Here is a 13,752-nt window from a genome sequence, read left to right on the forward strand (position 1 = left end):
TCGTTTTTAAAAAGTTATAGTAGCACCAAATGTCAAAACTCTTACCATAGGATACCCCAACCCATTTGTATCAGAGTTTTCAGGATCTAAACCAAACTTTGAAGTATTATCAATACTAAATAAATTCGTTCCGTTAAAAAATACCCTGAATTTTTGCATTGCAATTTTTTGTGTAATCTTCTGAGGTATGGTATATCCAATCTCCAGATTTTTCATTCTAAAATATGCAGCATTAGTCAACCAATAAGTGGAATTATTACAGTAAACATGCCAAGCATTTACCGATTGTGGGCGTAAAGCAGGATAGTTTCCTGAAACCCACGGAGTGCTCGGATCCAACGGATCTTCATGATGCCAACGATCTTCCACCATATAATTGAAAGTATTACCAGCCTGAAAAGGCCATTTAGTTTCCCAATTTCTTTGGAAGGACTGTAAAGCGGCACCAGCAAAGTCAATCGCAATATCGAATCCTTTGTAACTACAAGCTAAATTCAATCCATACGTCATATATGGTAAACCTCCTTCCGCATATCCGATGGGACGACTATCATAATCGTTAATAACTCCATCCCCATTTTGATCTTTATAAATCAGATCACCCGGAAGAACCAATTTATTACGGTCTGACCCATTACTTATATTCATAATTACAGGATATGCATCAATTTCTTCCTGAGTCTGAAAACGACCAATCACTTCATATCCCCAATTTACGTAAGACCAACGATTCTGACCTGATTTCCGATATTGTTCCCAAGAATTCCCAAACCTTTCGCCATAAACATTTCCATTTTTCTTTCGTGCAAGCGTTGCGTTAAAACCGACGCTATAATAAAACTCTCTACCTACATTATCCTGCCATTTAATCAAACCGTCAATACCTATATGCTTATCCGTATTCAAATTTTCCAATGGCATTTCACTATATCCGGTTTCATAAGGAATATATACATCACCACGTCTATCAGTCAAACCGCTTCTTTTACGCATAAACCCATCCACTTCCAGAGTCAATCTATTATTAAGAAAGCCCAGATCAACTCCGATATTCAGCATGGAAGATTTTACCCACGAAAGATTCGTTACAGGCATGCCGCGCTGAGACACAGAACCAATAGTACTACCACTTGAAGAAATAAAAGGATCAGAAGCAATTACACCTGTACCGGCATTCATATTATAACCATACATATAATCCCAATCACCAATACCAAGAACTTTATTACTGCTATAATTATCATCATTTCCCATTTCACCATAGGAAACTCTGAATTTTAAATTACTGATATAATTACTCAACACTGAATTAGCAAAAAACTGTTCGGAAGAAACACGCCATCCAGCAGAAACTGAAGGAAAGAACCCCCAACGCTTATTCCTGGGAAAAATAAAAGACCCATCATATCGACCAGACAATTCCAGCAAATAACGATCTGCATAATTATAGTTAATCCTACCTATAAAACCCGCAGAAGGACGTACCGAATATCCTTCATTCCGAATCACATTATTTTCATCCTTGTCAAAAAACAATGTTTGATCATTACTAGCAATTGCATTATTTACCATCAACATACTACGATCAAAACGCTCTGTAGCTTCACCAACCAATACAGCGCTAACAGCATGTTCTCCAAACTTATTATCATAATTTACGGTAAAACGATACATGTTTTCTTCAATCGTACGTTGTCTCTTACGTAAATATCTTTCTAACCAACCAGAACCATCAGCCAATGTACCATCTTGTTCATAGCTGTCCATATTTCTATTATATGTATAGACAGGAACAGATTTACGAGAGCGTTCTTCTTGATTATTAGCTATATAATATGAATACAAGAATTGAGCTTTTAGTCCTTTTATCGGAGTATTCCATTCTATATCCCAGTTTCCTTGAAATACACGCCAAACATCATCTCCATAACCTACAATATCACGATCAGCATATGCATGATTGTTTTGCACATTCATAATCTTATTTATGTAGTTAGGATTATCATTTGCGTAAGGACGTTCTGTCGGGAGATTACGACTAATTCCCCATCTCAGATACCAGAAATCATTCTTATAACAATTATTTTCATCCATAGTAATTGCGGGGCTTTCCCGTGTCTCGATACGTCCATTCATTGACGCACTTACTTTCAGATATTTACCAATTTTAGTATCTAAATTTAATTGAATATTTGTTCTGTTAAAATTAAAATCCTTAAATGCTGCATCCTGATCTATACGGCTAATAGACAAATAATAATTTGTCTTTTCTCCCCCACCCTGAGAACTTACACTCAAATATTTTTGAGGAGTGTTGTCTCTCACGGCAAAATCATACCAATCAAAACTCCGGTAATCTTCTCCTGTTTCAGGATTATAATACTCTGTTCTATATTTTTCTAAATCCTCCCGGGATATCAAATTAGGAGTCACGCCATTCTTTATAACATCAGCTTCAGCAACAGCCCGTTTATACTGATAAGCATTTGATAATTCCGGAAAACGAGTCCATTTTTGTAATCCATAGTATCCATTAATGGTAACCGTAGGTTTCTCATTCACCGTTCCCCTTTTTGTTGTAACCAAAACAACCCCATTAGCTGCCTTAACTCCATAAATAGCTGCAGATCCGTCTTTCAAGATAGAGATACTTTCAATATCATTAACATCCAAATTGTTGAATTGCCCCTCATCTTTCATCACACCATCAATAACATACAACGGTGTACCTAAATTACGAATCTCCATTCTCATAGCAACTCCTGGTTCACCGCTTGTTTGTCGATTTGTGATTCCAGGTACTTTGCCTGCAAGTGCAGCTGCCGTAGTAGTTGCTGATGTCCGAGCCAAATCCGTTGCTTTAACGCTACTGACCGAACCCGTAACAGATAATCTTTTTTGCGTTCCATAACCAACCACTACCACGTCGTCAAGTACTTCACTGTCCATTTGCATAGTCACATTAACGACAGTACGATTTTTTAGAGGTATAATTTCCTTTTTATACCCCACATAAGAAAAGATTAATGTAACATTAGGATTATCCACCAGAATGGAATAATTACCATCAAGGTCGGTTACCGTTCCTTGCGTTGTTCCTTTAACCTGAACCGTAACCCCAATTAAAGGTTCTTTGATTTCATCAACAACATTTCCACTAATTGTGCGTTTCTGACTAAAAACGATTGTTGCAGAAAACATCAAAAGCAACAGACAGAATAGTCGGACCGATAGACATTTTTTAATTATAGAATAATTTATCATAATAAAAGATTTAATTATTTATAGATTTATTATCTGTTACAAAGTTACGCGCAAAAAATAAAACGTTAGGATAATTTTCTTCCTAAAAACAAAAGTTTCTTTGCTAATTCCTTCAAGTTATTATTATACTATTTCTTACACTATTACTCAAAAAAAATAAATCAATAAAAAATTTCTTATCGAAAAACGATCAAATTCTATATTCTGAACATTCTACAATATTATATCCATAAACACATTGCCAACTCTCTTTTCAGCAGATCGATTTAAGACACTTTGGGCCTCAAAATAGAGGAATTAAAACAAAATCACCCGACTTAAATGACTACCCATAACATCCAATCAGATTGTTTATATTGCAAATGTAGGGAGGGTAACACGTAAAATACAGCAATATTCTGTCAAAAGAAAACAATATATTATCAAAGCATTGCACATATAAAACTTATCTCTATTTTTGCTTACCAAAGCAATATTAAACAATAAACATCCATGTATAATCTACGGTTCTTTCTACTATTTTTCATCTTTGATATTTCTTATTTTTACGGAAATACAGAAAAATATTATTTCAAGCATTTAGGATTGGAACAAGGGTTATCTCAAAGTTCTGTCTTATGTATTATGCAAGATCATACAGGTTTTATGTGGTTTGGCACCAAAGATGGGTTAAATCGATACGACGGAAACTCTTTCAAAATATTCCAGTATAAATATGATGATCCGACATCACTCGGTAACAATGTTATCAATTCTCTTTTTGAAATGAAAAATGGTGAAATATGGATAGGTACAGATGCCGGTATTTACATCTATAATCCAAAATCTGAATGTTTCAGCTATTTTAGTACCAGCAGTCAAGATGGAACGAAAATCACTCAACCCGTTTATAAAATAACTTCAGATAGTAAAGGAAATGTTTGGATAGTGGTCGAATCGCAAGGTATATTCTGTTTTAAAAACAAAGGCAATAAACTAATACATTATCCTATTAAAAAACCTAATAACGTTAGTTATCTTGAAATTGACTACACAAATACAATATGGGTAGGATATAAAGGCGAAGGACTGTATTACACAAACGACAATTTCAAAACATTCAACCTATTTACAGACAGCAACAATATAAATATATTTGCCGATGACTATGTTTTTAAAATAATGACAGACAATCATAATCATTTATATATAGGATCTTCCAAAGGAGGATTAAAACGAATTAATGTTCTTACAAAAACAGTTACAAACATACTTCCCAACACACCTGACCACCTTCAAAATATTTTCGTTAGAAATATTCTAAGATACTCCGACAGTAAATTATGGATTGCAACAGAAAGTGGAATATATATTTATGATACAGCAAACAAAGTAATACAACATATCGAACATAATAGAGATGATGTTTACTCCTTGTCCGATAATGCTATTTATGACATATACAAAGACAATGAAGGAGGAATCTGGATCGGAAGCTATTTCGGAGGAATAGACTATTATCCTTTACAGTTTACTAATTTTGATAAATACTATCCGCTCAGTAATAAAAACAGTCTCAGTGGTAAAATTGTCCGTGAATTCTGCGAAGATAATAATGGGAATTTATGGATAGGTACTGAAGATGGAGGATTAAACAAATTTAATCCAACGACTAAACAATTTAGAAAATTTGAAAACAAAGAACTTTATCATAATATACACGCTCTTTGTATGGATAATAATACACTTTGGATAGGAACTTATTCCAAAGGATTGCATGCGTTAGATCTAAACTCAAATAAAATCAAACATTATGCAATGGGGCATAGTACCAATTCGTTGAATGACAACAACATATATTCTATGTGTAAAACATCCTCCGGAGATTTATACATAGGGACCCCTACAGGACTCAATAAGTATAATCATGCCAAAGATGATTTCACCCGTATCGAAAAGATGGGCGGCATTTTCATTTTTGACATATTGGAAGATCATAATGGAATCATATGGTTCGCAACCTACAATTCGGGCGTTTTTAAATATAATCCAAGAAATCAAACATGGAAAAATTACTCCGCACAGTCTACACCCGCTCGCAATTGCCTGCCTTACAATAAAGTAATCAGTATTATGGAGGATTCCAAAGGAAGATTATGGTTTACCATGCAAGGAAGAGGTTTTTGCTCATTCAATCCTGAATCAGAAATATTTACTAATTATGACATCTCACAAGGATTGGCAAATGATGTTATTTATCAAATTATTGAAGACAAAAACGAAACTTTTTGGTTAACTTCCAACAAGGGGCTCATTCTTTTTGATTTACCCAATAAAACATTCAAGATATTTACTACGCAGGACGGTTTATTAAACAATCAGTTTAACTATTGTTCCAGCATAAAGACTCAAAATGGAGATATCTATTTGGGTGGTATAAACGGCTTTATATCGTTCAATTCCAGACAGTTCACAGAAAACAAATACTACCCACCGGTAGTCCTGACGGAATTCTATCTGTTCAATAAAAAAGCTGATATTAACGCCAAAGACTCTCCTCTCAAAACAAGCATTTCGTTTACCGAACGACTTGATTTAAAATATAATCAAAACTCGTTTGCATTTAAATTCGCAGCATTGGGTTATAGTACCTCCGGTACCAACCAACTACAGTACAAACTCGAAGGATTCGATAAAGAGTGGTACACTACCGACTCTAATAATCCGGTAGCGACCTATACAAATTTAAAGCCTGGAAGTTACACATTTTCAGTCAAATCATCCAACTACCAAGGAGAATGGAACGGAGAGACCAAATCCATCCGAGTACAAATACATCCGCCATTCTGGAAATCAACATGGGCTTACATTCTCTATATTATAGTGACAAGCGGATTAATCATTTATTCAATTTATCGTTTCCGAAAACGGATGATAGATAAACAAAAACTTCAATTCGAAAGGCTTGAATCCGAAAAAGAGAAAGAACTATATCATGCAAAAATTGATTTCTTTACGAATATCGCTCACGAAATACGTACGCCATTAACGTTGATAAAAGGTCCCTTGGAGAATATCCTCAAAAAAAACGATTTAAATGAAAAAGAGGTAAAGGAGAATCTCAATATTATGGAGCAGAATACGCTTCGGCTATTAAACCTAACCAATCAATTGTTAGACTTTAGAAAAACAGAGACCAAAGGTTTCAGCCTGAATTTCATGACTTACAATATTTCGGAGATTCTGAAAGAAACATATAACAGGTTCTTACCTACCGCCAAACAAAATTATCTGGAGTTTAATCTACAACTTCCGGAAAAGGATTTCTATGCACCGGTGGATAAAGAAGCTCTTACTAAAATTCTAAGCAATCTGTTTAATAATGCCGTCAAATATGCACAGTCTAATATTATCGCGCAATTAGATATTCAACCGGAAAGTAATCCTAATATGTTTATGATTACAGTCAGTAATGACGGTACCTTGATTCCTAAAGACATGGAAGAAGATATATTCAAGCCTTTTGTTCAGATAAAAAACACGGACAACGGACAACGAACAGCCGGAACGGGGATCGGACTCCCTTTGGCACGTTCGTTAGCAGAATTACACAAAGGCAAGTTATACCTAAAAAACGAGGATCAAATATGCTTTTGTGTAGAATTGCCTATTACGCAGGAAAACGTAATCCAGCTAAGCAAGCACTACATTGAAGATTCTCCGAATATACCGGACAGGCATTTAGCAACCACACCCGAAAATCAAAATACGATCTTAGTCATAGATGACGATCCGGAAATTTTATCTTTCGTAAGTAAACAGCTTCAGAATACCTATAAAATCATAACCGCCACTAACGGAAAAGAAGCACTGGATATTCTCGAAACAGAATCTGTTAATTTAATCGTTAGTGATGTTATGATGCCCGAAATAGACGGTTTTGAATTGTGTAAAAGGCTGAAAAACAACATCAATTATAGCCATATCCCTATTATCTTACTCACGGCAAGAGCTACCCTGCAATCCAAAATCGAAGGAATCGAACTTGGAGCAGACGCTTATATTGAAAAACCTTTTTCAACAGAATATCTTTTAGTCAAAATAGCGACTCTGTTGACAAACCTGGAAAAACTACGTAAAGCATTCACCTCCTCACCTTTTGTAGAAGCGAGAACAATAGCATTGAGCAATGCAGATGAAAAGTTCCTTGATAAGTTGACGGAAACAATCAAAAAGAACATCTCCGAACCGGAGTTCAATGTAGATATTTTAGCTAGCGAAATGAATATGAGTCGTTCCAGCCTGCATCGGAAAATCAAAAGTATCGCCCAAATCACACCTAATGAGTATATCCAGTTGGAACGTTTGAAAACAGCAGCGCAACTCCTACAATCCGGAAATTATAAAATTAATGAAATATGTTACATTGTAGGATTCAACTCTTCGTCTTACTTTGCTAAATGCTTCCAAAAACAATTTGGAGTATTACCCAAAGAATTTTGTTCGTCAATCAGAAACTAATAATTACAAAAAATCAAGGTAGCTTCAATCTTTGCACAAGATTAGCTACCTACTCTGATAATAAACTTAATACAATCTCTCCTACTATTTCCCCTAATACATTCAATATTTCCCATTCACTTTAGCGATAACCGTTTGCCATTCTTCATTTCAGTAGTAAAATGAACAATTTGATAACCACCAATAATAAATCCTTCAGTTTTCACAACATATTACAATAAAGAAAATCTTAAGTTTCACACATCATTTGTTACAAATTATATACTATATATTTATTTCCCTACGATAAATTCCCTATTCGCCGTATACTCTATTAAAACCAAATCTTTTCGCAAAATACATCATCAATAAAAGTTAATCGCAAAAGCATCTTATTTTCTTGTTTCATTTTCTTTTTCATTACAATTAGTAATTGATTCTGTTTTTGCACTCATACCAATTGTCGTGTCTTATGAAAATCCGGCTTGTTTCTCGGTGAGAAACCCTCCGTTTCCCGTAGAGAATCGAAGCGTTTGTCGTAGAGGAATGAGTCGATTCTCTACGAGTAAATAATCACTCATATTAATTCATTGATAAACAGCATTTTAGAAGTATGGTTTAAGTGTTGTGAATTTTCATCTCTTAAACGATTCCTTTATCTCTTTTTTCAGCACTTACTCACTTCTGAAATCACAACACATCTCGGGTCTTTTTGTATATAATCCCTGTCATAAGATTGTTGCTTTCATATCAGGTTGTAAATCAGACGTAATAGCTTATTGGCAATATTATTCATCACCACGAAAAAGTGTTTCTTCTCAACTTCATATTTTTTCAGGAAATACAACCTCATCTCTTTATTATGATCCTTGGCCGAACGCGCGCACAGAAAAAGCAATGTCTTCAACTGTTTGTCTCCCATCGGGGATATCTTATGCTTATGTTTCTTCGTGCCCGATTCGTTAGGATAAGGGGCAATGCCCGCGTAAGAGGCGCATTTCCTGGCTGTATCCAGCTTCCGGAAGTTTTCCGTCTTGATGATCAGTTCACAGCCCGTCACCGGCCCTACACCGACAATAGAGATAAGAATCTGATAATTCCGGCTTAATTCAGGGAAAGACTGTATGAGCGCTTCAATTTCATGTTCAAGATTTGCTATCTGAGCGTCCAGCTGAGAAAGAATAGAACTACGCGAACGGGTAACTGTCTGGGAAACGGAAGACTTGCAATTATCGCCCTTGTCGAAAGTAGACAGCCGTTTACGCGATTCCACAAGGAAAGCGTACGATACAGCTCCTGAAGTTCCGACATTTCCTCACTATGATAGAAACAGGGATGTAAACGGTCATAAAAACGTTCGCCATATTCACGGATACGACAGGTGTCGAGAGGATCGGATTTGCCACGCTGAAGCCCGAGCACGTGCTTGATCTCATAACCGGGAACAAAACACAGGGTCACATCATGCAAGCTGCAAAGACGAAGCAACAGGTCACCGATTACAAATAACATTTCATTCTCCTATCACAACCAACACCTCCTAAGAAGCATTCGAATATAAAAGTCCTCCCCAAAATACAAATTTCTCATACCATTTGCTTATCTTCGCCCTTAATTTATTCAAAACGCTTTTTTATTATTTCAAAAGATAAGTCAGGTTCTGTATTATTTCATATGAATTAAAAATATAGAAACCTTAAATTCAGCAAGCTATCAGTACATGACTTACTTTTTATATGTTAACTCACAGATTAACAAACTATTATTAAAAAACTGAATAAGAACATGATGTACCGGGTTATATTTTACTTCTTTCTCCTATGCAGTTCATTGTTTGTGAATGCAAATCCAACTTACTTTGCTCATGAGCGTTTTGAGAAATTTGGTATACAAGATGGATTATCCAGTAGTAAAGTATTTGATATAAAACAGGATAAGGACGGCTATATTTGGTGTGCTACGGATGAAGGTTTCTGCCGCTTTGACGGTATTGCCTTTAAAAATTACAGGTGGGCTTTTGAAAACTCCTTGGATTTTACAAACCAACAGGCCCTTAAAATATATTGTGATGAAAACCGTATCTATATCGGTACAAATTTCGGGCTATTGATGTATGATGTAGAAACCGATACCTATAAAATCTTAAAGAACAACGCACTTCAGTCCGAAAACAATTTATACTCCGTTCATTCAATCATAAAAAGAAAAGAGGGAGGTTTATGGATAGGAACTTATGGAAATGGCGTATACTCTTTCGACCCGGAGACAGAATCCTTCAACCGCCTTTATTATCAAGCATCCGACGATCGTGTTCTGAGCCTGTATGAATCACCTGAGGGTTTATTATATATAGGTACCCATTTTGGAGGACTGGATATTGTACATTTAAACACACGTTCGGTGACCAATTATAGTGTACAGAATCGTAATTTCCCGGATAGCCAGATAGAAGCTATTTTTCGGGATTCTTATGGGGACACCTGGGTAGGGACCTGGAAAGGATTAATGCGCTTTGTAAAAGGGAAAAAAGAGCCGGAACTAATCGAATTGGATGAACTGAAAAATGCGAAGGTAAATTGTATAGAGGAAAATCGGTTAGGACAGTTATGGATTGGAACAGAGTATTTTCTATGTTCCATTAAGCTAAAGGAGAGTGATGAGGAAATAAAAAAAGCAGACACCAAATTCTACTATGAATCGGAGACGGAAACCGGACTATCCTACAAGACAATCCGATCGGTACTAAGCGATAAGAATGACAATCTATGGATCGGTACTTATGGCGGAGGAATAAATTTTGTAAATCAGCGTAAACAAAAATTTAATTATATCACAAGCGATATCCTTTTGACCAATAGTTTGTCTTACAAACATGTTTCCTCTTTCAGCGAAGACAAGTACGGCAATCTTTGGATTACTACCGACGGCGGCGGTATTAACTATTGGGATATCCGGAATAATACGTTTAAAGAAATTACGTCTAAAACCCAAGGATATAATTTAAGCGATGATGCAACTTTATGTTCATTGATTGATTCGGACAATGATCTGTGGATCGGTACCTATGATTGCGTTCTGAATAGAATGAAAGATGGGACCAAGCAGTTCATTCACTATACCCATCAGAAAGATGATCCCCATTCACTTATGCATAGCGATTTGAGCTGTTTGTATGAAGATTCCAGAAAAAACATTTGGGTGGGACAACGCGCCGGACTCTCTTACTTTAATAAGAAGCAGAACTCTTTCCATGTGATTGAACCCCTCAAATGGAATCACATCACCGCACTGCAAGAACATAATGATTACCTGATTATCGGTACTTTTGGCGGCTTGTACAAGTACGATTATAAAACCGGAAATGTGGAACCGTTTAGCTCCAGGTTAAAAAACGTATTGGTGAATTCATTCTTGTTTGATAAACAAGGAAACATGTGGATCGGTACAGAAGGGCAAGGCTTATGGGAGTATACAATAAAGAACGACTCTTTAACCATATACGGACAAGCAAACGGTCTAAACAGTTCCATAGTACGAGAGTTGATATTGGTAGGCGATGATCTGTGGATGGGTACCAACAAAGATATCGTAAAAATGTCTTTAGAAACCAAGGAACTTGATTCCTATAGTGCATCTGACGGAGTTCAACCCGGCAGTTTCCTGAAAAATTCGGGACTAATCATGAGATCGGGTGTAATCGCTTTAGGCGGTACGGAAGGTATGAACATTTTCGATCCTTCCATTATCACAAAAGACAAAACCCCGGCTTCTGTTGTCTTTACCGATTTCCTGTTATTTAATCAGCATGTTACAATCAGAAGTGAACAGAACCCGAAATCTCCTTTAGTCAAAAATATAAATTCTACCGATAGAATAGAACTGAATTACGATGAATCGGTCTTTACAATCGAATATTTAGGTATCAATTATTCTTCTCCGGAACGCATTCAATATGCCTATTTCTTAAAAGGAGTAGATACAGAATGGAACAAAGTGGGCTCCATGCGTTCCGTCACCTACCGGAATTTGAAACCCGGCAACTATTGCTTTATGGTGATGGCCTCTTCTCCTTCGGGAAATTTCGACAAAGACAATGTACGTACATTATATATCCTCGTGAAACCACCTTTCTGGCAAACGTGGTGGGCCTATATCATCTATTTTGTCCTGTTATTAATCATATTGTACATGTGCTGGAACATTGCTATGATGAAAATCAGAGTCCGTGATAAAATAAACTATGAACGTCTGGAGAAGCAGAAGCAAAAAGAACTGTATCAGGCCAAATTACAATTCTTCACCAATGCTTCGCATGAATTGAAAAATCCGCTTACCCTTATTCTGGCACCGTTGGAGAAACTATTACTTGGAGAAACAGATAGCAAAAAGAGATATTTATTGTCTCTTATCAAAAGGAACACAATGCGTGTGATCAAAAATGTGAACGAAGTGATCGATATTCGGAAAATCGATTATGGCCAATTGAAACTCAAGGTGAAAGAAATGGATGTAGTTTCTTTCTTTAAGGAAATAGCAGATACTTTTGAAGGAGTAATAGAAGACAAAAACATAAATTTCGTTTTTAACACAAGCGCGGAACGGTTGGTTGGATGGGTATCTCCCAAATTTATGGATAAAATTGTGTATAATATCCTCTCTAACGCCTTTAAATACGTGAAGGATTATGACGAGATCGTAATGAATGTCTTTGTGGAGCAAACTGATATAGGAGACTTATTACATATTGAGATCTCGGATACAGGTATCGGTATCGACAAAAAAGATTTGAAAAAAATATTTGATTGTTTTTATCAAGTTGAATTGAATGACAAAAATATTGTATATCCGGGTTCAGGCATCGGATTGTACTTGGTAAAGTCTTTGGTTGAATTACATAAAGGCCATATTTCTGTTGAGAGTGAATTGAATGTCGGTTCCAGGTTCACCATTGTCGTCCCGTTCGATAAGGCCAATTATTCCAAAGAAGAAATAGCCGATATTAAAGAGAAAGACGATTCTTATGTTACATTTGTCAAAGAAGCCTTACAGGAAAACACAGAAGTGATTGAGGAAAAGACAGATGAAAAGAATGAAACAACTAAGAAATATAAGATTCTGGTAGTAGATGATGAATCCGAAATTCGTGACTTTCTTGCAATGGAACTACACGAAGAATACGAAGTATATACGGCTGCCGACGGCATAGAAGGATTCAAGAGTGCCTTAAACTCTATTCCGGATTTAATTATCAGTGATATCATCATGCCCAATATGGACGGTATAGAGCTTTGCGAAAAAATAAAGTCGAATATAAACACTTCTCATATTCCGATAATCCTGCTGACGGCAAAAGAAACTCATGAAGACCGCTTGGCCGGGCTGGAAGTGGGTGCCAACTCTTACATACCGAAACCGTTTGATATCCGTCATCTTCGAATCCGCATCGAGCAACTGATCAGATACCAAGAAGTTGTCAAAGAGAAATTCATGAAGAAAGTAGCGCTTGTGTCCGGTGAGAAACCAGACGCAGAAACAGCGCCTGCAATGTCCGGTGACGATATGCTGATACAAAAGATTATTAATTATATCAATGAAAATATATCCGATCCGGATATCAAGGGAGAAAGTATCGCAAACTATGTAGGAATGAGCCGCATGAATCTTCACCGAAAACTAAAAGCATTGGTCGGTCTCTCTTCCGGAGACTTTATCAGAACTGTCCGGTTGGAGAATGCAAAAAAGGAGTTGCTGAATACAAACAAAACAATTACGGAGATTACCTACGACTTAGGCTTTTCCTCTCCTTCTTATTTTTATATTTGTTTTGTGAAAAAATTCGGGGTATCTCCTACCGAATTCAGAGAACGCCATGAAACTCCGGCAAAGGAATCAGAGGCTTAGAATTGCGCCATAGAGTACCCAGAAAGGGATGTTACAGTATATATATAGTATGTTACAGTAGTTAATCTTTTATAGCTACAAAAGCCCTATGTTTGCAAAAAACAAATC

5 protein-coding genes are annotated in these 13,752 nt (G+C 36.2%); 2 read left to right on the forward strand and 3 right to left on the reverse strand.

Annotation, left to right across the window (positions count from 1 at the left end; translation table 11 throughout):
- Positions 1 to 6 precede the first annotated feature (6 nt).
- Entirely contained in the window at positions 7 to 3,264 is a 3,258-nt protein-coding gene (locus RB604_RS03590) for a SusC/RagA family TonB-linked outer membrane protein (protein WP_070102080.1), read from the reverse strand.
- Positions 3,265 to 3,756: 492 nt separating this feature from the next.
- Between RB604_RS03590 and RB604_RS03595 the strand changes: the two genes are divergently transcribed.
- On the forward strand, positions 3,757 to 7,764 hold the full coding sequence (locus RB604_RS03595; RefSeq protein ID WP_055293836.1) for a hybrid sensor histidine kinase/response regulator transcription factor: 4,008 nt from the start codon (positions 3,757 to 3,759) through the stop codon (positions 7,762 to 7,764).
- 724 nt (positions 7,765 to 8,488) lie between these two features.
- On the opposite strand, the gene RB604_RS03600 is transcribed toward RB604_RS03595, so the two are convergent.
- A complete protein-coding gene (locus RB604_RS03600) occupies positions 8,489 to 9,016 on the reverse strand; it encodes an IS110 family transposase (RefSeq protein WP_055293838.1) in 528 nt (175 codons plus the stop codon).
- On the reverse strand, positions 8,899 to 9,255 hold the full coding sequence (locus RB604_RS03605; RefSeq protein WP_229103591.1) for a hypothetical protein: 357 nt from the start codon (positions 9,253 to 9,255) through the stop codon (positions 8,899 to 8,901). The genes RB604_RS03600 and RB604_RS03605 overlap by 118 nt, the downstream gene beginning before the upstream one ends.
- 324 nt (positions 9,256 to 9,579) lie before the next feature.
- Here RB604_RS03605 and RB604_RS03610 point away from each other — a divergent pair, with 324 nt between their 5' ends.
- Complete coding sequence (locus RB604_RS03610) at positions 9,580 to 13,644, forward strand: hybrid sensor histidine kinase/response regulator transcription factor (RefSeq protein WP_242498839.1); 4,065 nt, start codon at positions 9,580 to 9,582, stop codon at positions 13,642 to 13,644.
- Positions 13,645 to 13,752: the final 108 nt, after the last annotated feature.

The organism is Bacteroides salyersiae (assembly GCF_031172035.1).
GTDB classification, from domain to species: domain Bacteria; phylum Bacteroidota; class Bacteroidia; order Bacteroidales; family Bacteroidaceae; genus Bacteroides; species Bacteroides salyersiae.